Source organism: Paenibacillus silvae, from assembly GCF_014639235.1.
Lineage (GTDB): Bacteria > Bacillota > Bacilli > Paenibacillales > Paenibacillaceae > Paenibacillus > Paenibacillus silvae.
Map to the genome: position 1 here is coordinate 459,729 of NZ_BMFU01000004.1, position 22,894 is coordinate 482,622.

The window sequence follows — 22,894 nt, forward strand, 5'->3', positions numbered from 1 at the left end:
CATTCATTGAAAACAAAAGATTTAGCTGTCCTTGCGGGTATTATCGGCATAGTGTTGATGATGATTCTTCCGATCCCGGCCTGGTTACTGGATATGCTGCTTGTTGTCAACATTTCCATTGCTTTGATGATTTTGCTTGTTGCGATGAACAGCAAAGAGGCATTGCAGTTTTCGATCTTCCCTGCGTTACTGTTGATAACGACATTGTTCCGCCTAGCACTTAATATCTCGACTACCAAGCTGATATTGGGCAAGGGAGATGCTGGAGCGGTTGTAGCAACCTTCGGAAGCTGGATTGCGGGTGGAGAAATTGCGATAGGGTTTATCGTATTTTTGATTCTGGTCGTGGTTCAATTTATCGTTATTACCAAAGGGTCTGAGCGTGTTGCTGAAGTAGCAGCAAGATTTACCCTTGATGCCATGCCGGGGAAACAAATGAGTATCGATGCTGACTTGAATGCCGGACTGATCAATGAGCAGCAGGCTCGCGAGCGTCGATCCAAAATTGAACGCGAAGCCGATTTCTACGGAGCGATGGATGGTGCAAGTAAATTCGTCAAAGGGGATGCCATTGCAAGTATTATCATTCTCTTAATTAACCTGATTGGCGGCTTTATTATCGGTATGACCGTGCATGGTCTCGATTTTGCAACATCACTTTCTACGTATTCGGTACTGACAATTGGTGACGGATTGGTTAGCCAGATTCCTGCACTTCTTATTTCAACTGCGGCAGGGCTAATCGTTACCAGAGCTTCATCGGAAGGAAACTTGGCAGAAGATATTACGGGCCAGCTGTTTACATATCCGATATTGATCTATATTGTAGCTTTTGTTATCGCGATGCTTGGTTTCTTTACACCAATTCATGTAATTACAACGCTGCCGCTGGCCGGCATGCTCGCCTTTGCCGCCTGGAGGATGCAGAACAATCTGAATCTGAAGCAGGAGGCGGAAGAGCAACTGGAGGAAGAGCAGCAGATTGAAGAGGTCAGAAGTCCTGAAAGTGTAATTAATTTGCTTCAGGTGGACCCTATTGAATTCGAGTTTGGATATGGTTTGATCCCGCTTGCTGATAATCAGCAGGGAGGCGACCTGCTTGATCGGATTATTATGATTCGGAGACAATGTGCTCTTGAGCTCGGGCTAGTCGTTCCTGTTATCCGGATTCGGGATAACATTCAGCTCAGACCGAACGAATATGTGATCAAAATTAAGGGGAACGTGGTTGGCGGAGGCGAACTGCTTCTCAATCATTACTTGGCGATGAGCCCCGGTTACGATGAAGAGTCTGTAACGGGAATCGAGACAACAGAGCCTGCGTTTGGACTGCCGGCGTTATGGATTGATGAAGTAACCAAGGATCGGGCAGAGCTTGCTGGATATACTGTTGTTGATCCGCCGTCTGTAGTGGCGACACATCTGACAGAACTGATCAAGAAGCATGCACATGAGCTGCTTGGAAGACAAGAGACTAAGGCGCTTGTGGACAATCTCAGAGAGAATTATGCTGCGCTTGTGGATGAGTTGATTCCTTCTGTCCTTTCAATTGGTGACGTGCAAAAGGTTCTTGCCAAGCTGCTGCGTGAAAAAATCTCCATACGTGATATGGTAACGATTTTTGAAACACTTGCAGATTATGGGACTTACACAAAGGACCCGGATGTGCTGACCGAGTATGTCAGACAGTCGTTGTCTCGCCAGATTACCCAACAATATTCTCAAAAAGGCGAAACGCTTCGAGTCATTACCGTTGGCCCCGGCCTTGAGAAGAAGATTGCTGAAAGTGTGCAGCAATCGGAACAAGGCAGCTATCTGGCACTTGACCCGGTGTCCACTCAAAGCGTTTACCAAAAGCTGAGCGAGCAAGTGAACCGTTTAATTCAATCGGGCCAACAGCCTATCGTATTAACTTCTCCAACGATTCGAATGTACCTGCGTCAGGTTATTGAACGAACGATGCAGGATATTCCGGTGCTTTCCTACAGCGAACTGGAGCCGAATGTTGAAATTCAAAGTATCGGGGTGGTGAACTTATGAGAGTAAAACAATACGTTGTTGAGACCATGCCCGAAGCTATGCTTCAGATTCGCAAAGACCTGGGAAGTGACGCCGTTATTCTGTCCACAAAGGAAATCAAGGTGGGCGGAGTGCTGGGAATGTTTCGCAAAAAACGCATCGAGGTTGTTGCAGCGGTTGATAACGAAGAGGCGAAACAAGCAAAGAAAACTTCTGCAGCACCGGTTCGAAATTCATTTACACCAGTGCCTCGTGCGTTGGTGCCTGAAGCTTATGCTCAAACTGCGCGTTCGTTTGTCACTGCTTCCGATGAGGAAGCAGCGGCAAGCACGGTTGATCATAGTCCACAGGAGAAGTCGGCTGTGGCTCCAGTTGTGTCCAGATCCAATCATGAGGATGCAAAGATGGATAATGCCTCTATTTCTTTGAGCAGCGAGCATAAACCGCGACCGCAAGGGGCGGATTTTTCGGGTTCAACATCTACTAAGTCAGAGTCTGGTTCGGAACAACAGCAGGACAAGCTGCTCAGTGAGCTCCAGGATTTGAAGCAGATGATGACCAAACTTTCCAGGCAGGGGACATTGGTTGAAACTTTTCCTGAGGCATTGTTGAGCTGGCGTCAGCACCTGACAGAACAGGAAATTTGGCCGGAAGTGTGGGAGTCCTGGCTTGAACCCATTCAGGAGAATTTAACTGAGGGTGAAATGCAAGAGCAGGATATAGAGCTGGCTTTGCAATCACAAGTCATCCGTTTTCTAAACGAGCGCATCCAGGAGGGCATCTTGCCAACGACACGTATTGTGTATGTAGCAGGCCCGACAGGGGTTGGTAAAACAACAACGATTGCCAAGCTTGCTGCGGAACAGATGTTCAAAAAACAACGCAAGGTTGGATTTATTACATCAGACACGTATCGAATCTCGGCAGTGGAGCAGCTCAGAACATATGCGTCGATCTTGAATGTGCCGTTGGAAGTGGTGCAGTCTCCGGGCGATACCCAGCGTGCCATTTCCCGTTTAGCTCACTGTGATCTGATCTTTATGGATACAGCGGGCAGAAATTATAGAAATGAGCTGCTTGTGTCGGAGTTGCAAAGTCTGCTCGCTCCAGTGGAAAACAGCGAAACGTTTCTGGTGATGAGCATGACCGCCAAAAGCGCAGATATGGTACAAATCACAGAACACTTCAGCAAATACGGATTAGACAAAGTGATTTTCACAAAAATGGATGAAACAGGAACATGCGGCTCACTCTTCAACCTCCTTCATCGTTTTCCGCTCAAGCTTGCTTATGTGGCCAACGGTCAGAACGTCCCGGATGATCTGCTGAAGCCTGATGCAGAATGGCTGTGCAAGGCGCTGCTGGGAGAAGGCAAACAATGAAGGATCAGGCTGCGGCACTTCGAAGTTTGGTCTCTGCACCTCAGGGAGGCAGTGAAGGCAGGGGAAACCCTCGTTCATCCAAAATCATTACAGTGGCAAGCGGCAAGGGCGGGGTAGGCAAGTCCAACTTTACGTTGAACTTTGCACTTACACTTCACTCCCTGGGGAAGAAAGTGCTGGTTTTTGATGCAGATATTGGTATGGCTAATATCGATGTTTTGATGGGAACGAGATCTTCCTATAATCTGTATCATCTTTTATACCGACATAAAACTATAAGGGAAATCATACAACTTGGTGCAGACGGGCTTCCTTACATTGCAGGGGGGTCGGGGATGAAAGAGCTGTTCTCTTTGTCTGATCGTGATTTGGAGTTTTTCGCCAGTCAAGTGGAGGACATCGCACAGGAGATGGATTATGTCATTTTCGACACTGGGGCGGGCCTGTCCAAGGAGAATATGAGATTCATCGGTGCTGCCGATGAATGCCTGATTGTAACTACACCTGAACCGACTTCAATAACTGATGCTTATGCCTTAGTCAAAGTAATGCACAGCCAGGAGCACTCAACTCCCTTTCGCATGATCGTAAATCGGGTCGAAGACGAAAGGGAGGCGGAGCGTGTTGCAGACAAAATAGCTGGAGTAGCAAGCAGGTTTTTGCAGACCGATATTCCACTCTTGGGATACATTTCGGAGGATGCACAGGTGGTTTCAGCGGTGAAGAAACAGATACCCTATCGCCTGGCATATCCAAACTGCAAAGCTTCCAAAGATATACAGAAGCTTGCCCTTCGTTATTTGGCTGTACCTGCGGCTCCCGAATCCGAAACCTTGTCAGGAATCAGGGGATTTATGAAAAAGTGGCTAAGACGAACAACATGATTTCTGAATAAAGGAAACAGAGGTGACACAATATGGCGGTCTATCAAGTATTGGTTGTCGATGATTCCGCTTTTATGCGCAAAATTGTGACGGATTTAATTGAAGCGGACTCAGAGTTCAAAGTTACGGCAACAGCGTCAAACGGGAAAGAGGCCATCCAAAAAACGTTAGAGCTTAAGCCTGATATTATTACGATGGATGTTGAAATGCCCGAGATGAACGGGCTGGATGCACTAAAAACCATTATGGACCATTCCTTCATTCCTGTAATAATGCTTTCCGGAATTAATGAACAAGGAATGAAAGAAACGATTATGGCTTTGGAAGCAGGTGCATTTGATTTTATTCGTAAACCATCTGTCGTGCATGATCAGGATATTGCTCAGGTTGGTAAAGCACTCGTTGAACGAATGCGAGCGGCCATGCAAGAAGTCAAGCGAAAAGCTGAACGTAAAGAAGCAATACAAAAGATGGATGCATCCCGCAATGCCGGTATGCCTCCAGCCCAGACGCTGAAGAAGGAGATAACGTCCAAAGACATCAGTGAACCGAGCAGTATAACGGCTTTGCCTCCTGTTCCGAAGGTTCAGCCTTCAATAGAGGGGCGGACAGGTGGGATTCAGGCCAAAAAGCTAACCAGCGCACCTTTGTCTCCTTCCAAGCCTGATCGTACGTTCAGTAAAAAAGAAAACTTGGTAAAGCCGGATCAACCTGTTCGCAAGCAGACAGCAGACCAGCCGCCTGTCAGTCCGCTGCAAGCTCGCAAGGAGGCGAAGACGGTTAACACGTCACGTCTTACGCCAGATCAGCCAGTAACTAGCAAGTCTTCCGTACCTGCGAAGGAGTTGACGAAACCAAACACGGTTTATAAAGCCCAGCCAGGCATGGAGGGATCATTCAACAAGCTTGTAGCCATCGGATCTTCAACTGGCGGTCCAAGAGCGCTCAAAACTTTGTTGGAACAATTGCCTGCAGACCTGCCAGCACCAGTAATTATTGTGCAGCATATGCCGCCTAACTTTACGCGTTCGCTGGCTCAACGGTTGAATTCATTCAGTCCGCTACATGTGGTGGAGGCTGAAGAGGGTATGCAGCTCAAAAGAGGAACAGCATACATTGCCCCAGGCGGCTTTCATATGAGAGTTCACAAGGCAGCGGACGGAAGATTCATTCTGAAATTGAGTGAAGATCAACAGGTAAATGGACACAGACCTTCAGTGGATACCATGTTTGAATCGCTTCTGCCGTTTACATCTTTACAGCGACATCTTGTTCTTCTGACAGGTATGGGAAGTGACGGAGCACGTATGATGAAAAAGTTATACGAAACGGGAGTAACTTCTACTTTTGCCGAAAATGAAGAAACTTGTGTTGTCTATGGTATGCCGCGTTCAGCAGTTGAGCTGCAATGCGTGCGTCATCTTCTGCCATTGCAGGAGATTGCGCCAAGACTTGTTCAAGCAGTGAAATAACGGAGTGTAACTTACGGAGGAGGTGCCTCACAATGGACATGAACCAATATTTATCCATGTTTATTGATGAGTCTAATGATCATCTGCAATCCCTTAACGAAAACATGCTACAACTTGAAGCGAATCCGGAGGATCTGGGCATCGTGCAGGTTATCTTCCGTTCTGCTCATACTCTGAAGGGTATGGCGGCAACTATGGGATTCGAAGACCTGGCTTCACTGACTCATAAAATGGAAAATGTGCTCGATATGGTACGTAACGAGAAGCTGAAAATGCAAGATTATATTTTTGATACCATGTTTAAAGGCCTTGATGCCTTGGAAACTATGGTCCAGGATATTACGAGTGGCGGGGAAGGTAAAGCGGATGTTTCCTCCATCGTGGCTTCGCTCCAAGCTATCGAAAGCGGTGAATGGAAAGGCGGAAGTGCTCCTGCGGCCAAAGCGGACACAAAAACGGATGCCTCGCTCTCCAATGCGGTTGAACTGGACGAATACCAATATTCAGTCCTTGATCAGTCTATCGCAGAAGGACATCGTGTGTTTTATGTTGACGTCCTTGTGAGTGAGCACAGCCAGTTAAAAGGTGTTCGGGCGTACATGGTGTTTGACATGCTTGAGCGTTCGGGTGAAGTGGTTAAGGCATATCCTTCTGTTCAGGATATCGAGCAAGAAAAGTTTGAGCGCAGTTTCTCGTTGTATTACATAACGACTAAAGAGGCGCAAGAACTGGAAAAGGGCATCATGAGCATCTCCGAGATTGAGAGCGCCAAATTGATTCAGCTGGATCAAGAAACGCTGCAGCAAATGGCAAATCAGGTAACGAAGCAGGTAGCCGCTACGGCTGAGGTAGAGGCTGCGCCAGTTTCTGTGGCTGCCTTGGAGGCCCCTGTTGCAAATTCTGCACCTCAAGAAGAAGTTAAAGCGGCTCCAGCTAAGGCAGCAGCGCCGAAACAGGCAGCCGCACCTTCACGTACCATTCGTGTTGATATTGAACGGCTGGATGTCTTGATGAACTTATTCAGCGAATTGCTGATTGACCGTTCCCGCCTTGAACAGCTGGCTAGCGAGACAGGGAACAATGATCTGTCTGACACTGTAGCACACTTGAGCCGAGTGAGCACAGACTTGCAAAATATCGTACTGAAGCTGCGGATGGTTCCAGTAGACACCGTATTCAACCGATTCCCGCGAATGATTCGCGACCTGGCCAAAACGCTGGATAAAAAGATCGATCTCGTTATAACTGGTGCTGAAACGGAGCTGGATCGAACCGTTATCGATGAAATTGGCGACCCGCTGGTGCACTTGCTGCGTAATGCGGTGGATCATGGTGTAGAATCCATTTCTGAGCGTGTGGCTGCTGGCAAGCCGGAGATGGGTACCGTTAATTTGCGTGCCTTCCACAGCGGCAATCATGTATTTATTGAGATTGAAGATGATGGTAAAGGGATTTATCGTGACAAGCTCCTGCAAACAGCGATCAAACGCGGCGTTGTAACAGAGGAGCAGGGGGCGAAAATGAGTGATGATGAAGTCAATCAATTGTTATTCGCTCCTGGCTTCAGTACGGCTGACAAAATCTCTGATATCTCTGGCCGGGGTGTAGGTTTAGACGTTGTAAAATCCAAAATCACTTCACTTGGCGGTAATGTAACGATTACGTCCACGCCGGGCAAAGGCACCAACTTCTCCGTACAGCTTCCACTGACGTTGTCCATTATTGCGGCAATGCTTGTGAGACTGGGTTCAGAGAAGTATGCAGTACCACTGTCCTCCATTGTAGAAACAGCGATTGTACAGCGTGAGCAAGTTCGCAACATTCATGGCAATAAAATGATTACGTTCCGTGATTCCCTGATCCCGTATTTGTCATTAAGCGAGGTATTTGGCGTGCCGGATTTCAACGATGCGGATGAGAAGGAAACCGAGATTGTTGTCATTCGAAAAGGAGATCGTCTGGCAGCTGTTGCTGTAGAAGAGTTCATCGGCCAAAGCGAGATCGTTCTCAAATCTATGGGAACCTATCTCCCAGCTATTGAAGGAATCTCCGGTGCAACGATACTTGGAGATGGACAAGTAGCTCTGATTCTTGATCCTAACGCATTTATTAAATAAACAAAGCGTTTGCGTCTTACATTTAATAGGGAGGTTTTTAACATGGAAGAAGAGTTGAAAGTCATCGTCTTTAGATTAGGTACCGAGGAATACGGTATTGAGGTAGACAAGGTTGAAACGATTGAGCGCATGATGCCGATTACCCGTGTTCCCAAAACCCTTTCTTTTGTAAAAGGAGTTATCAACCTGCGCGGAGTCGTGATTCCGGTCATTGATCTTCGCGGTCGTTTCGCCCTTCCTGAAACCGAGTATACGGATCAAACGCGGATTGTAATCGTAGGTGTAGATGATATGCAGGTTGGTTTTATTGTAGATTCCGCCAACGATGTTATCGATATCAAAAGCAGTTCTATCGACACTCCGCCAGAAGTGGTCGGGGGAGTTAAGGCCAGATATCTGCGCGGTGTTGCCAAACTCGAAGATGGCCGCTTGTTGATCATGCTTAACCTCAACGAAGTATTGAATAAAAGCGAGATTGTACAGCTGGAAAGTGTTGAGGGATAGCACCGTGGATATATTCAACCGATTTGAGGGTTTCCAGATGGATGTGCTCAAAGAGGTCGGTAATATTGGAGCAGGCAACGCCGCTACGGCGTTGTCTCAACTCCTTAACAGACCGATTGATATGGGTGTACCTACCGTTCAGATGCTCCCGTTTGAGGAGATTTCGGAAAAAGTGGGTGGCGACGAGCGCATTGTAGTTACCATATTTCTTCGCGTAGAGGGTGAAGCGCCTGGCAATCTTTTCTTTATGATGACGCCAGAGGCTGCCAAGATGCTGTTGAACCGTCTTGCGGGCTTTGAGTTAAAAGAAGGTTTGACTTTTACTGAGATGGAGCATTCAGCTCTGTCTGAGATCGGAAATATTCTGGCGGGATCATATTTGTCTTCCTTGGCTGATTTCACAAAGCTATCGATGTATCCAACGGTTCCCGGGCTGGCTATTGACATGGCTGGTGCAATTTTAAGTTATGGGCTGCTGCAATTTGGCGAGATGGGCGATGCTGCATTATTAATTGATACTTCTTTCTTTGAAGGTGAAGATCAGGTCGAAGGACAGTTCTTCTTGATTCCCGATCCGTCCTCATTTGCAAAGATTTTTGAATCGCTAGGGGTGCCACTGGATTATGATTGAGGACAAAAGCATCGTTAAAGTCGGTATGGCGGATTTGAATATCGCTCAGCTTCCTGGCGTAATCCGTACAACTGGCTTGGGGTCGTGCGTGGGACTGACGATGTATGACCCGCAATTAAAGCTGGCAGGCATGGCACATGTGATGTTGCCCAGCTCTGATATTGCCCGCGAAGGCAAACTGAATACCGCTAAATATGCAGATACAGCACTGCCTGAACTACTTGAGAAGATGTTGAAAATGGGCGCATCACAATCTCGGATTGTATCCAAGATGGCAGGGGGTTCACAGATGTTTGCATTTTCGGGTGCTGGCGATACGATGCGTATTGGACCACGCAATGCCGATTCATGCCGAGAAATGTTGGAACAACTCAAAATTCCTCTACTGGCGGAAGATACAGGAGGAAATTACGGTCGCACTATCGAAATGAATTGTGAGACGGGACTTTTAACTATTCGTAGCGTACAAATGGGTGTAAAGGAACTATAATAAATGATAGGAAACTACCGCATTAATCTTGGAGCAGGCATAGTCGGATTCGTTCTGACTTTTTTTGTAGCATTCAGCAGCAATGTGCTGACAACCAGTTTAATACGCGGATTGATTGGATTCGCAGCCTGGTATGTCCTTGCATATGGTCTGCGTTGGGGATTGGGATTACTGCTTAGCCCTCGTATAGAAAATGGATCAACCTACGATTCAGCGAGTGCTCAAGATCTAAGAGGTTCACAGGTGGACATCAAACTCGAAGACGATGGACAAGAGCTGAATGAATTGCTCAAGAATGGACAGAGCGACTCCACTGGAGAGGGTCTACCGCCATCTGAGACGAAAGCTCCAACGGGATTTGCCCCTTTGGATCCGCCTAAACTCGTCCGGACCAAAGACCCGGAGGAATTGGCGCAGGCCGTTCGTCACCTGACAGAAAAATAAGGAGGGTGAAAGCAGTTGAACGAGCGAAAAGCTTCACATTTGAACCATTCTGATCTGTGGGAAAAGTGGAAAGAACACGGAGATCTTGAAGCAAAAAAGATGTTGATCGAAAAATATCTTCATATTGTTAATTATGTATCAGGCCGCTTGGCCGTTGGTTTACCCAAAAATGTTCCGAAAGATGACCTTGAGAGCAATGGAGTAATGGGCCTTATTGATGCACTGGAGAAATTCGATTATGAACGAGGCCTGCAATTTGAGACTTATGCTTCATGGAGGGTGCGCGGAGCTATCCTTGATGGATTGCGTCAGGGAGATTGGGTTCCAAGATCGGTGCGAGAGAAAGCAAAACGGATTGAAGATGCTTATCAGCAACTGGAGCAGACCTATCTGCGTTCTGTCAGCGATGAAGAAATGAGTCAGTATCTGGACGTGTCAACCAAGGATTTCCAACATATGCTCCAGGAGGTGGCCGTGATGTCACTCTGCTCGTTGGAAGATCCAATTCGTGAAGAAGAGTCCGAAACCCGTCTGTCATTAATGATCGATGAAAAGGCTAAAAATCCGGATTATAAGGTGAATGAATTTTATCTGAAAGAAGCGCTGGTGCAGGGGCTAGAGAAATTGACAGTTAAAGAACGAACGGTAGTTTCACTTCTGTATTATGAAGATCTTTCTCTGAGTGAGATCGCAGAGGTCATGTCTCTTTCGCCGTCTCGTATCTCCCAATTACATTCCAAAGCCATTTTGCGTCTGCGCGGCACATTGGATAAACAAAAAGATTTGCTGATGCGTAAAGACTAGATAGCAGAAGTTAACCATATATAAACAGGGAGTGGACAGGCTAATAAGGAGGAAGATCTGCGTTGACTCAAATGACGGTTATGGAAAAATGTCTGAACGTCGTTTTATCAGATGATAAATGCACGGCTTACCTTGAATATTACAACGAAGAAGAGGGATTCTCCTGCACCCTAGAAGAGCTTGAGCAATTTGTCGAGAGCAAGGGCATTAAATATGGTCTGGCTCGGGAAGCCTTGTTGCTCTTTGTAAGTAATCCATCTGCCTACATCAAAGATAAATGCAAGATCGCTGAAGGCATTCCGCCCGTTCATGGAACGGATGGATACATACATGTTCTCATCGGTAAAGATGAGGATCAGGAGCAGCGTCCTCTGGAAGCGGAAGACGGAAGCGTTGATTACAAAGAGCTGATTCGATTAGACAATGTACGCACAGGCCAGATCATCGCAGAGCGGATTGCCCCTGTTGACGGTATGCCGGGGAAAGCAGTGACAGGTGAGGAAATCCCTTTTCGTCCCGGTAAGGAAGCGAGATTCAAAGTTGGTAAAAATGTCGTAGTCAATCCCGAAGGCTCTGCAATGTATGCCGCATTGGATGGACTTGTTAGCAGAACAGAAGGCAATAAACTCAATGTTTTTCCCGTATATGAAGTCAATGGCGATGTAGATTACAAGCATGGAAATATTGATTTTGTAGGTAATGTTGTCATCCGCGGGAATGTGCTTACCGGTTTTAAAGTTAAAGCGGCAGGTGATATTCGCGTTAACGGGGGTGTCGAAGGAGCGGAGCTGGAAGCAGGCGGCTCAATCGAAATTACCGGAGGAATCATCGGGTATAACAAAGGTCTGGTACATGCTGAACATCATGTCAAATGCTCTTTTATTCAAGAAGGCAACGTTGATGCAGGCGAAGATGTGCTTGTATCTCAGAGTATTATGCATTCCAATGTTCGTGCGGGTCGCGCTGTGATTTGTGCCGGAACGAAAGGTCTTATTGTTGGCGGTTCAACGCAGGCTGGAGAACAGGTCTCTGCCCGTGTCGTGGGCAATACGATGTCAACGTTAACCTCTATAGAAGTTGGCGTGTTGCCTAAACTACGAAACGAAATGAATGAATTGCGCAAGGGACTCCGGGAGCAGATGGATGCCTTGGACAAAACCAAAAAAGCGTTAACTTTGCTGGATCAACTGGCCGCAGCCGGACAATTGACTCCGAATAAAACGGCGATGAGAATCCAATTAATTGCAACCCAAAAATCAGCTCTCCGTCAGAGTGAAGAAATGAAAGCACGTATCCTGGAAATTGAAAAGATACTTGAAGATACAAGCCGAGCTCGCGTGGATGTCCTGAAGATGATCTACGGAGGCTCTAAAATAGTTATCGGCAGATATACGAAATTTATTAAAGATCCGGTCAGTCGAATGTCATTTTATTATCAGGACGGGGATATCACGATGGTACCGTACACATAAAATTGCAGCAGCAGGCTTGTGAGGAAATCCATTCGAAACCGTGAGGTGAGCGTATGAGTTTCAAAGCAGTAGAGCTTCAGATTGCTGTGCCACGTACAAGCGAGGCAGGACGTTATCAAAGTGAAGCCCAGCAGAGACCCGTGACCGATCAGAATCTGCTTGCGGAACAAATGAATAAAGAAGCGAATGAGGCTAGGCAGCGCAGTGAGGCCATGGCTGAGACGGCGCATACTTCGGTACGTGATGGTCATGCAGGCGGAGGGGACCACCATAGCGGATCAGGCAGGCATGATGGAACTGAAGATCAGGAAAATATCAAACCTGCGGAGCATCCTTACAAGGGCAAACATATTGACCTGTCGATGTAGCAGTATGTAAACAAGAATCAGCATGCTCTGCATCCTCGGTCGTCGCACTAAAAGGAGAGAAGCAATTTGGCACCATGGATCATTATTGTCATACTGGGAGCTTGCGCTATCGCTTACGCATTGATTATGCCACGCAAAGACAAGGCGCAGGAATCATCGCATCAACTGGTGCAGGAGATGGAGTCAACGCTTGAACATTATATGACGGAGATTGAGCAGGATAACGATGCTTTGATCCAGCGTGTAGCCGAACTTAAAGGCGAGGCGGCTGCAACCGACCAGCGTATGATGTCACAGCTTCAGGAATTGCAGCAGCGCCTGGATCAACTGGAACGGGAAAAAGCAAGAATGCCTGAGCCTGATCAAAGTCCTGCCATGATTGTTAATGCCAGACAGACTGCTGAAGGGCTTCAGGCGCAGGGACTTATGGACAGTGTGAAAGCTGAGGCGGATCAACAAGCAACAGCAACGTCAGACTTGCAGGTTGAGCAAGAGTCTCAAGAGCCACGGCGTGAATCTATTAAAGATCGTTACACAGAGCTATTCAGACTCCATGATGAAGGCAAGTCTATGGACGCTATCGCAAAACAAACAGGCATACAGCTGGGTGAGGTACAGTTAATACTTCAGCTGGCAGAGCGGGAGGAGAGCTAAGCCATGGACAAGCGATCTTTATGGATCGGGATAGGTAGTGGCATGATGATTGGCGCCATTTTGCTTCAGCTTGCAACAGTTGGGCAAAAGGCATTGTCGGACACAAACCTGGAACCGGCACAGTCTGCCAATTGGACGAAAGAACAAATCGAATCTGCAGCGAAGAGCATGGATATGAAGCTGGTCGGTGCTGAGGACGAGCTGTATACGGAAGCAGAATGGGTGCAGAAGAAAAAGCAGGAAAGCAGTCAAATGCAGGGTAAAACAGCTTCAACCCCTAATCAGGCAAGCTCTGCTGTACAACCCGCTCAGCCTGATCAGCCACAGGAACCAAAGTCAGACAATGTCAAGGGACAATCAGAGATCAAACAGCCGAGTACGACCGAGCCGAAGGAACCGTCACAGCCCAAAGGGGCAAGTGTAACATTCAAGGTGAGATCAGGGAACAGTCTGGCTATGGTTGCCGAGAATCTGAAGCAAGCCGGTATTGTGAACGATGCAGCAGCTTTTGTTAAGGCTGGCAGAGCAGAAGGCATTAATCGCAAGATTCAAGTCGGCACGTATTCTCTCGAAAAAGGCGAGAGCTTTAAGTCCATTATCGCCAAAATCACTAAAGAACCGTCAAACTGAGCATGCTCGGACCAGGCGGTTCTTTTTGATTCCTGTGTGCTTGAAAATTTAGTTTATATAATGTTGCAACAGGCTTTCACTTATGCTATATTAAATAACGGTGTTAAAACACACGCTGTGCTAATTTTGTTGAGGGTGCTTTCCTGATGGAGAGTCTTAGCGAAAAATGATGCTGGCGGAGGACACAATAAAAAACCATACTAGGAGGTGTGTGAAGATGGCAGTAATCTCCATGAAGCAGCTTCTTGAAGCTGGGGTACACTTCGGTCACCAGACTCGTCGTTGGAACCCAAAAATGGATCGTTATATCTTCACTGAAAGAAACGGAATTTACATCATCGATTTGCAAAAAACGGTGAAAAAAGTCGAAGAGGCTTACAACTTCGTTAAAGGAATCGCAGGCGAAAACGGTACTATTCTTTTTGTTGGTACTAAAAAGCAAGCACAGGATTCCGTTAAAGAAGAAGCTGAACGCGCTGGTCAATTCTACATTAACCAACGCTGGCTCGGCGGTACCCTGACTAACTTCTCTACTATTCAAAAACGTATTGATCGTTTGAAACAGTTGGAAGCTTGGGAAGAAGACGGTACTTTCGCAGTTCTGCCTAAAAAAGAAGTTATCTTGCTTCGCAAAGAAAAAGATCGTCTCGAGAAATTCTTGGGCGGTATTAAAAATATGAAAGGCCTGCCTAGCGCCCTGTTCATCATCGATCCACGCAAAGAGCGTATCGCTGTTGCGGAAGCTCGCAAATTGGGTATCCCAATTGTTGGTATCGTTGATACAAACTGCGATCCGGACGAGATCGATTATGTTATCCCAGGTAATGACGACGCGATCCGCGCTGTTAAATTGCTGACAGGTAAAATGGCTGACGCTGTTATCGAAGCTAACCAAGGCGAAGAAACTTCCGCTTAATAGTTTTCGAACATATCATTCATGAATTAAATGAAAAGGGTGGTTGGTAGGTGGATAACCTCTCACTGCCCTTTTTTTAGAGTGTACGTACAATACTTAATCTGGAGGGAATTTATAATGGCAGTTAATGCGAGTGCAGTAAAAGAACTTCGCGAAAAAACGGGCGCAGGTATGCTCGATTGCAAAAAAGCATTGGAAGAAGCAAACGGTGATATTACGAAAGCAGCTGAATTGTTGCGTGAGAAAGGTCTTTCCGCAGCAGCAAGCAAAGCAGGACGTGCAGCTACTGAGGGTGTTGTAGAATCCTATATCCACGCTGGCGGCCGTATCGGCGTTCTGGTTGAAGTTAACTGCGAGACAGACTTCGTTGGTAAAACAGACCAGTTCAAAGACTTTGTTAAAGATGTAGCAATGCAAATCGCAGCTGCTAACCCTAAATACGTTACACGCGAAGAAGTTCCTACAGATGAGCTTGAGAAAGAAAAAGAAATTTTGAAAGCTCAAGCGCTGAACGAAGGTAAACCGGAAAAAATCGTTGAGAAAATGGTTGAAGGCCGTATCGGTAAATACTACGAGGAATATTGCCTGATGGAGCAATCTTTCGTTAAAGATCCAGACAAAACAATCTCTCAATTGCTGAATGAAAAAATCAGCCAAATCGGTGAGAACATCTCGATCCGTCGCTTTGTTCGTTATGAACTGGGTGAAGGTCTGGAGAAAAAAGTGGATAACTTCGTAGAAGAAGTTATGTCCCAAGTGAACAAATAAGACGGTTATCAAACCGACAAGCAGGAATGATTTTCGAAGATATAAGAATGATAAAACTTCGAAGCGCAAACTCCCTTATATCTCAGGAAAACAGTGACTGATCGGTTGAACGTTTTTCCTAAAAAGAACGGAACACTGCTGTGTTCCTTTCTTTTTAAGCAGGAGTCCATGCGCGAGAAGTTTTGTTGGTTGAACACTGGGAGGTGTTCAATTCAAAGTGGAGGGTGAACAATTGGAACAGCCAGTATTTAAACGTGTTGTCTTAAAGGTGAGCGGAGAGTCTCTTTCCGGTCAAAACGGCTATGGCATTGATGCAGCAACGATCTCATCCATTGCTCAGCAGGTAAAGGATGTAGTTGCACTTGGAGTACAGGTTGCGATCGTATGTGGCGGCGGAAACATCTGGCGTGGTATTGCTGGTAGTGAAAACGGCATTGATCGTGCCACTGCTGACTATATGGGTATGCTCGCGACGGTAATGAACTCTCTGGCGCTGCAAGATGCACTAGAGCAGATTGAAGTGCCTACGCGTGTACAGACATCAATTGCTATGCAGCAAATTGCAGAGCCATACATTCGTCGTAAAGCCATTCGTCATCTGGAGAAAGGCCGTGTCGTTATTTTTGCAGCAGGTACAGGTAATCCGTTCTTCTCCACGGATACAACAGCAGCACTGCGCGCAGCGGAGATTGAAGCAGAAGTGATCTTGATGGCGAAAAATAAAGTGGATGGTGTCTATTCGGCAGATCCATTTAAAGACAGCACAGCTGAGAAATTCGAACAGTTGACTTACCTGGATGTACTTAACAAAAACCTTGGCGTAATGGATTCAACGGCGTCCTCACTTTGCATGGACAACAACATTCCGTTGATTGTATTCAACATTACAGAACAGGGCAACATCAAACGCGTTGTTCTCGGTGAGCGCATCGGGACAATCGTTAAAGGGAGTGTAGATTAATGCCACAAGCAGTGAAACAACATGCCGAAGAGCGTATGGAAAAAGCAATTCAAGCGCTGCGCCGTGACCTGGCCACTTTGCGTGCAGGCCGTGCAACACCTGCTCTTCTCGATCGTGTACAAGTTGAGTATTATGGCGCAATGACACCTTTGAACCAGTTGGCTAACATCAGTACACCGGATTCCCGTACACTGATGATTCAACCTTGGGACAAATCAGCGATGAACGATATTGAACGTGCAATCATGAAATCTGACCTGGGACTCACCCCGGCTAATGATGGCAGCATGATTCGTTTGTCAATTCCTCCGCTGACGGAAGAACGCAGAGCTGAGCTTGTCAAGCTGACTAAAAAGTTTGGCGAAGAAGGCAAAGTTGCTATCCGTAACATTCGTCGTGATGCGAATGATGATATTAAGAAAATGGAAAAGTCCGAGATCTCTGAGGATGAATCCCGCAGACATCAGGATGACATCCAGAAGTCGACCGATAAATATATCGCTGAAGTCGATAAGGTACTTGCTGCCAAAGAAAAAGAAATCATGGAAGTGTAAGACAAGCGCAGCCCCTCCATTACGGTGGGGTTTTGTCTCTTTTTCCAAGCTTCAGACAAAGAAACTTCAGGGATTTTGGAGGAACAGGAATGATCAAACGGGTTCGGTCGTGGTGGAATGGGGCTGACAAGCAGGAAACGCTGACTATATCCGAGGATAATATCCCGCAGCACGTCGCCATCATCATGGACGGCAATGGAAGATGGGCCAAACGTTTGGGGCTTCCGCGCATCGCAGGACACCAGAACGGCATGAAGGCAGTTAAACGTGCAACCATCGCGGCGGATGAACTGGGCATCAAATATCTGACGATGTACGCTTTTTCGACAGAAAACTGGACGCGTCCAAAAGAAGAAGTGGATTTTCTGATGAGACTTCCGCAAGAGTTTTTGGCTATTGAGCTGGATGAATTGATAGAAAAAAATGTGCGCATTCGCATGATGGGACATGAAGAGCATTTGCCTTCGCATACCGTAAATGCTTTGCGCGAAGCCATTCGTCTTACGGAACATAATACCGGTCTCGTGTTGAATTTTGCGATGAACTATGGAAGCCGCCGAGAGATGACGGAATGTGTTAAAGATATCGCTCTTCAAGTACAGTCAGGTGAACTGGCGGTTGAAGATATCACACCTGAACTCATTGATAAACATATGCTGACCGCAGATATGCCCGATCCGGATTTACTGATTCGAACGAGCGGCGAACTGCGCTTGAGCAATTTCATGTTATGGCAGCTTGCATATAGTGAATTATGGTTTACGGATATATACTGGCCCGAATTTGGCAAACAGCATCTGCTTGAAGCAGTAGCCGAATATCAGCGCAGATCAAGGCGTTACGGCGGTTTGAAATAGATGGAGGATGAAGCCGTTGAAACAGCGAATAACGACAGGAATTATAGCAGGTGTGTTGTTTTTGGGGTTTTGCATGTTAGGGGGACCTTGGTATCACGGGTTGGTTCTGCTTATGGCTCTCATCGGTTATTACGAGTTTGTTAAAATGACCGGGGTGAAGCCTTTTTCAGGTGTAGCCCTGATCGGATATGCGGGAATCATCTCCATCGTATTTCCTTGGGAAATGGTGTGGGAGGTAAGGCCGTTATCCTTGTTTCAAGTGACATGGATTGTCATGTTGCTTCTTATGACAGTGTCCGTTGTCACCAAGAACAGACTTCCGATCCATACGATTGCGATGCTCTTTATAGGCGTGTTTTATATTGGAACCGGATTTTATTACATTGCAGAATCCAGACATTTACAGCATGGCTTGTTCTGGACATTTCTGCTGCTCGGCTCGATCTGGGCGAGTGACGCGGGAGCTTATTTTGTAGGAAAGTGGATTGGAAAGAACAAGCTCTGGCCTTCCATCAGTCCAAATAAAACCGTAGAAGGGGCTCTGGGTGGAATTGCTATCGCTGTGGTTACATCGGTGGTGTTTGCGCTCGTATCTGACGGGCTGATCTCCTGGCCTAGAGCTATTGTGATCGGGATTGCCTGTGCAGTGGTAGGTCAGATGGGGGATTTGATCCAGTCAGCCTACAAACGTGTATACAACATCAAGGATTCAGGCAATCTTCTTCCTGGGCATGGCGGTATTTTGGATCGGTGCGACAGCTGGATTGTGGTGTTTCCGTTTGTACATATACTGATGCTATTGCCTTATTAAGAGGAGATGGATTGGAAAGCAGCGGTCTGAGCAGACAGGAATGACTGCCGGCAGGCGTTGGATTCATTAGAGGTGAGGTGCAGCAATGAAAAAAATAGCGATACTCGGTTCGACAGGTTCAATTGGAACGCAGACACTAGATGTTGTCGATATGCATCCAGAGCATTTTCAAGTGGAAGCCCTGGCTGCCGGAGGCAATGCGGATTTGCTGATTGAACAGGCGAAACGTTACCAGCCGAAGAAAATCTCGGTAGGTTCTAAGGAATTAGCTGAAAAGGTAATGCCTTATATGCCAGCGGGCACCAAAGTGTATTATGGTGCAGAGGGTCTCATTGAGATTGCGGCAGGAACAGACGCAGACACTGTAGTTACGGCTGTTGTCGGAAGTGTTGGTCTTGAGTCTACGCTTGCCGCCATAGATGCAGGTAAACAGATTGGACTAGCAAACAAAGAAACACTGGTTACAGCAGGGCATATCGTTACAGCACGAGCTGCGGCGAAGGGTGTTTCCATCCTGCCCGTGGACAGTGAGCATTCAGCTATCTTTCAGTGTATGAACGGTGAGAATCGCTCCGCTGTGGCGGGGATCACATTGACTGCGTCCGGGGGCTCATTCCGGGATCTGACACGTGAACAGCTGCAGCAGGTGACCGTAGAGGATGCACTCAAACATCCAAACTGGTCCATGGGCTCCAAAATCACGATCGACTCCGCTACAATGGTTAACAAAGGTCTTGAGGTTATCGAAGCACATTGGTTGTTTGGACTGGCTTATGACCAGATTGATGTGCTTCTCCATCCTGAGAGCATTATTCATTCTTATGTTGAATTCGAAGACACAAGCATCATTGCACAACTCGGCACTCCGGATATGCGGGTTCCGATTCAGTACGCACTGACCTACCCTAACCGTATGTCTTCTCCTGCGAAGCGACTGTCTCTTGCGCAGATTGGAAAGCTTCATTTCAAAGAGATGGACATGGGGCGTTACCCGTGTTTAAGAATGGCATATGAGTGTGGTAAAATGGGGGGGACGGCAACAACGGCATATAACGCAGCCAATGAGGTTGCTGTAGCCCGTTTCTTGCGGAAGGAGATTTCATTCCTTAAAATAGAAGATATCATTGCTTCGGTGCTGGAGGCACACCGCAATGTGGAACAGCCTGAACTGGAGCAGATTGCTGCTTGTGATCAGGACAGCAGAAAGCTGGCGTCCATGTTGTAATCTCTTTTTTCCATATGAAGTAGGAAGAAGTGATTCTCTTGTGCGGCATTAGAGAATAATGATAATCTAGAGGGACAGACTGCGGTACGTGCCGTGAAGGAGGATGGATAGGGATTGGAAACCATACAAGTGGTATTTCTAACGGTGCTCATGTTCTTTGTCATCGTGACGGTGCACGAATGGGGGCATTATTATTTTGCCAAACGCGCCGGCATTCTTGTACGGGAATTTGCGATCGGTTTTGGTCCCAAATTATTCTCATATAAAAGAAATGAGACGCAGTTTACACTGCGCTTGTTGCCCTTTGGCGGATATGCTCGGATGGCGGGAGAAGACCCGGAACTGATTGAAATTCAGGAAGGACAGACAATTGCGGTTCGAGCCGTGGAAGATGAGGTCAAATGGATCTATCTGGATCAGCTGGACAATCGCAAAAATGTTATTCGCGGAGAAGTGATCTCCATTGACATGGAGAATGCGCTGAAGCTTCAGCTGGATGTAGACGGTGAAATGCAGCACTATCGCATTCATCCGCAAGCGATGCTGGTGAGCCGTGGGAAACAGACGCAGATTGCTCCGAAGGATCGGCAGTTTGGCAGCAAAACGGTAGCTCAACGCGCGATGGCTATTTTTGCAGGGCCTTTGATGAATTTCATTCTCGCTTTTGTATTGTTTGCTGTCTATGCCCAAATGGCAGGAGTTCCGGTGGAAAATCCGAAAAATTTGCAAATTGCTGAAGTATTGAAGGGCGGAGCTGCAGAGCAGGCAAATTTGCAAAAGGGCGATATCATTGAAACGATTAACGGTACAGTGATCGGTACAGATTCAAAAAAAATGGTGGAGATGATTACCGAATCGAAAGACAAGCCTATGGAGTGGACGCTGCGTCGAGGTAATGAGACGTTTAATATTACGATCACACCTCGAGCGGTGGAAGGACAGGAAGGCGGCAAGGTTGGTATTGTGCCTACACTGCCTACACGCTCTGTGGGATTCGTCGAAACCTTCAAAGTTTCAGGAGTGGCTATGGTGGATACAACCAAAGTCATTTTCGAGGGATTCAGACATCTTATCAATCAATTCAGCATGGATGACATCGGTGGTCCTGTGCGTACGTTTGAAGTTACAGGACAGATTGCCAAGCAGGGAATTGAGCAATTAACAAGATGGGCAGCTATTCTCAGCCTCTATCTCGGTATCTTTAATTTGCTTCCGATTCCTGCACTTGACGGCAGTCGTCTCGTTTTCTTGGGTATTGAAGCGCTTCGCGGCCGTCCGGTTGATCCAAACCGGGAGGGCATGGTGCATTTTGTTGGATTTGCAATGCTCTTTGTGCTGATGCTGGCGGTAACTTATAATGATATACTACGTTTAATTAACGGATAATTACGGTTTGACTACGCTCTGAATATTCAGTGCTGGTCTTTATGGGAGGACGCTGGAGTCTTATGTCAAAGGAAAACGATAAACAATTCGTGACTGAAATTACACCTCAGGGTGAGGATTTCTCACGCTGGTATATTGATGTGATCAAAAAGGCAGACCTCATGGACTATTCACCGGTTCGTGGCTGTATCGTGTTTAAACCGGACGGTTTTGAAATCTGGGAACATATCAAAGATGAGATGGATCGCCGCTTCCGTGAAACGGGCCATCGCAATGCGTATTTCCCGATGTTCATTCCCGAGAGCTTTTTCCAGAAGGAAAAGGAACATGTGGAAGGTTTTAATCCGGAGCTGCCTTGGGTCACTGAAGCTGGGGGAGAAAAGCTGGAGGAGCGTTTGGCGATTCGCCCGACATCCGAAACGATTATTGGACACATGTATTCCAAGTGGATTCAGTCCTATCGCGATTTGCCAGTATTGATTAACCAATGGGCTAACGTGGTTCGTTGGGAGAAGAGAACACTGCCGTTTCTGCGTACAAGCGAATTCCTGTGGCAAGAGGGACACACGGCCCATGAGACTGAAGAGGAAGCGCGCGAAGAAACGATGAAAATGCTTGAGATTTATCGTGAGGTTGTAGAAGAGTATCTTGCGATTCCGGTTATTACTGGTCAGAAAACCAAATCAGAGAAGTTTGCCGGAGCGGTGGACACGTTCTCGATTGAAGCGATGATGAAGGATGGACGCGCCGTACAAGCGGGTACTTCTCACTACATGGGCACAAACTTTGCCAAAGCTTTTGAAATCCAATATTTGAGCCGGGAAAATGTATTGGAGCTTGCTCATACAACTTCCTGGGGAACAAGCACACGTTTGATCGGCGCATTGATTATGGTTCACGGGGATGACCGTGGCCTGGTATTGCCGCCAAAAGTGGCACCAACTCAAGTGGTCATGATCCCAATTGGACCACCTAAAACACGTGAAGCGGTTGTGGGACGTGCCGATGAGCTGTTCGCAGAGCTGAAAAAAGCTGGTATTCGTGTGAAGATGGATGATCGAAGCGACGTTCGTCCAGGCTGGAAGTTTAATGAATACGAGATGCGCGGTGTACCGATTCGCCTGGAGATTGGCCCACGTGATATGGAAAACGGCGTATGTGTGCTTGTATCCCGGATCACGGGGGAGAAAAAGGTTGTGGAGCAGGCCAATCTGGTGGAAGAAATTCAAGCGATGTTAACGCAAGTACAGTCGGATATGCTTGACCGTGCCCGTCAGTTTATGTCAGATAATTTCTATTCCGTAGATACACTGGATGAAATGAAAGAGCTGATGGAGAATAAACGTGGATTCACACTTGCCGGCTGGTGCGCTTCGGAAGCTTGTGAGGATAAAGTAAGAGAAGTTACCGGGGCGACAAGTCGGAACATTCCATTCCAGCCTGCGGAACATAAACATACATGTCTCGTTTGTGGTGAAAAGGCGCAGCATACCGTTGTGTTTGCAAGAGCTTACTAATCAGAACAGTTTGACCAAGAGAGCTTAT

23 protein-coding genes are annotated in these 22,894 nt (G+C 46.9%); all 23 read left to right on the forward strand.

The window, feature by feature from the left end:
* Positions 1-6: 6 nt before the first annotated feature.
* Positions 7-2,040 (forward strand): flagellar biosynthesis protein FlhA, encoded by a 2,034-nt coding sequence (gene flhA / locus IEW26_RS16410; protein WP_145402778.1) that lies wholly within the window; start codon positions 7-9, stop codon positions 2,038-2,040.
* Positions 2,037-3,401: a flagellar biosynthesis GTPase FlhF gene (gene flhF / locus IEW26_RS16415; protein WP_188593128.1), complete on the forward strand. Its 1,365-nt coding sequence runs from the start codon at positions 2,037-2,039 to the stop codon at positions 3,399-3,401. Before flhA ends, flhF begins: the two co-directional genes overlap by 4 nt.
* On the forward strand, positions 3,398-4,285 hold the full coding sequence (locus IEW26_RS16420) for a MinD/ParA family protein (RefSeq protein ID WP_145402776.1): 888 nt from the start codon (positions 3,398-3,400) through the stop codon (positions 4,283-4,285). The genes flhF and IEW26_RS16420 overlap by 4 nt, the downstream gene beginning before the upstream one ends.
* A gap of 32 nt (positions 4,286-4,317) precedes the next feature.
* On the forward strand, positions 4,318-5,757 hold the full coding sequence (locus IEW26_RS16425) for a chemotaxis protein CheB (protein ID WP_188593129.1): 1,440 nt from the start codon (positions 4,318-4,320) through the stop codon (positions 5,755-5,757).
* A 32-nt stretch (positions 5,758-5,789) separates the two neighbouring features.
* The gene (locus IEW26_RS16430; protein ID WP_188593130.1) at positions 5,790-7,874 is read left to right on the forward strand and encodes a chemotaxis protein CheA; all 2,085 of its coding nucleotides are present in this window, start codon (positions 5,790-5,792) and stop codon (positions 7,872-7,874) included.
* Between the two features lie 42 nt (positions 7,875-7,916).
* Positions 7,917-8,378 (forward strand): chemotaxis protein CheW, encoded by a 462-nt coding sequence (locus IEW26_RS16435; RefSeq protein ID WP_111270024.1) that lies wholly within the window; start codon positions 7,917-7,919, stop codon positions 8,376-8,378.
* 37 nt (positions 8,379-8,415) lie between these two features.
* Complete coding sequence (locus IEW26_RS16440; RefSeq protein WP_111270074.1) at positions 8,416-9,009, forward strand: chemotaxis protein CheC; 594 nt, start codon at positions 8,416-8,418, stop codon at positions 9,007-9,009.
* Positions 9,002-9,499 carry a chemotaxis protein CheD gene (locus tag IEW26_RS16445; protein WP_145402773.1) on the forward strand — a complete coding sequence of 166 codons (498 nt, stop codon included), beginning with the start codon at positions 9,002-9,004 and terminating at the stop codon, positions 9,497-9,499. The genes IEW26_RS16440 and IEW26_RS16445 overlap by 8 nt, the downstream gene beginning before the upstream one ends.
* Positions 9,500-9,502: 3 nt before the next feature.
* A complete protein-coding gene (locus IEW26_RS16450; protein ID WP_111270026.1) occupies positions 9,503-9,943 on the forward strand; it encodes a hypothetical protein in 441 nt (146 codons plus the stop codon).
* 15 nt (positions 9,944-9,958) lie between these two features.
* Complete coding sequence (locus tag IEW26_RS16455; RefSeq protein WP_111270027.1) at positions 9,959-10,747, forward strand: FliA/WhiG family RNA polymerase sigma factor; 789 nt, start codon at positions 9,959-9,961, stop codon at positions 10,745-10,747.
* A 62-nt stretch (positions 10,748-10,809) separates the two neighbouring features.
* Entirely contained in the window at positions 10,810-12,219 is a 1,410-nt protein-coding gene (locus IEW26_RS16460; protein ID WP_373288489.1) for a flagellar assembly protein A, read from the forward strand.
* Positions 12,220-12,272: 53 nt separating this feature from the next.
* Positions 12,273-12,587 (forward strand): hypothetical protein, encoded by a 315-nt coding sequence (locus IEW26_RS16465; protein ID WP_111270028.1) that lies wholly within the window; start codon positions 12,273-12,275, stop codon positions 12,585-12,587.
* A gap of 66 nt (positions 12,588-12,653) precedes the next feature.
* On the forward strand, positions 12,654-13,241 hold the full coding sequence (locus IEW26_RS16470) for a DUF6115 domain-containing protein (RefSeq protein WP_188593131.1): 588 nt from the start codon (positions 12,654-12,656) through the stop codon (positions 13,239-13,241).
* Between the two features lie 3 nt (positions 13,242-13,244).
* Positions 13,245-13,871, forward strand: a complete 627-nt coding sequence (locus tag IEW26_RS16475; protein WP_188593132.1) for an endolytic transglycosylase MltG — start codon at positions 13,245-13,247, stop codon at positions 13,869-13,871.
* A 217-nt stretch (positions 13,872-14,088) separates the two neighbouring features.
* Positions 14,089-14,787 carry a 30S ribosomal protein S2 gene (gene rpsB / locus IEW26_RS16480; protein ID WP_024630243.1) on the forward strand — a complete coding sequence of 233 codons (699 nt, stop codon included), beginning with the start codon at positions 14,089-14,091 and terminating at the stop codon, positions 14,785-14,787.
* A 117-nt stretch (positions 14,788-14,904) separates the two neighbouring features.
* Positions 14,905-15,555 (forward strand): translation elongation factor Ts, encoded by a 651-nt coding sequence (gene tsf / locus IEW26_RS16485; protein WP_111270031.1) that lies wholly within the window; start codon positions 14,905-14,907, stop codon positions 15,553-15,555.
* A gap of 232 nt (positions 15,556-15,787) precedes the next feature.
* Positions 15,788-16,516 carry a UMP kinase gene (gene pyrH, locus IEW26_RS16490; RefSeq protein WP_111270032.1) on the forward strand — a complete coding sequence of 243 codons (729 nt, stop codon included), beginning with the start codon at positions 15,788-15,790 and terminating at the stop codon, positions 16,514-16,516.
* Positions 16,516-17,070: a ribosome recycling factor gene (frr, locus tag IEW26_RS16495; protein ID WP_111270033.1), complete on the forward strand. Its 555-nt coding sequence runs from the start codon at positions 16,516-16,518 to the stop codon at positions 17,068-17,070. The genes pyrH and frr overlap by 1 nt, the downstream gene beginning before the upstream one ends.
* A gap of 89 nt (positions 17,071-17,159) precedes the next feature.
* On the forward strand, positions 17,160-17,927 hold the full coding sequence (uppS, locus tag IEW26_RS16500; protein WP_145402770.1) for an undecaprenyl pyrophosphate synthase: 768 nt from the start codon (positions 17,160-17,162) through the stop codon (positions 17,925-17,927).
* Positions 17,928-17,943: 16 nt separating this feature from the next.
* On the forward strand, positions 17,944-18,738 hold the full coding sequence (locus tag IEW26_RS16505) for a phosphatidate cytidylyltransferase (protein WP_145402769.1): 795 nt from the start codon (positions 17,944-17,946) through the stop codon (positions 18,736-18,738).
* A gap of 85 nt (positions 18,739-18,823) precedes the next feature.
* Entirely contained in the window at positions 18,824-19,963 is a 1,140-nt protein-coding gene (locus IEW26_RS16510; protein ID WP_145402768.1) for a 1-deoxy-D-xylulose-5-phosphate reductoisomerase, read from the forward strand.
* 114 nt (positions 19,964-20,077) lie between these two features.
* On the forward strand, positions 20,078-21,349 hold the full coding sequence (gene rseP / locus IEW26_RS16515; protein WP_188593133.1) for an RIP metalloprotease RseP: 1,272 nt from the start codon (positions 20,078-20,080) through the stop codon (positions 21,347-21,349).
* A 62-nt stretch (positions 21,350-21,411) separates the two neighbouring features.
* Complete coding sequence (gene proS, locus IEW26_RS16520; RefSeq protein ID WP_111270038.1) at positions 21,412-22,866, forward strand: proline--tRNA ligase; 1,455 nt, start codon at positions 21,412-21,414, stop codon at positions 22,864-22,866.
* The last annotated feature ends 28 nt before the right edge of the window (positions 22,867-22,894 follow it).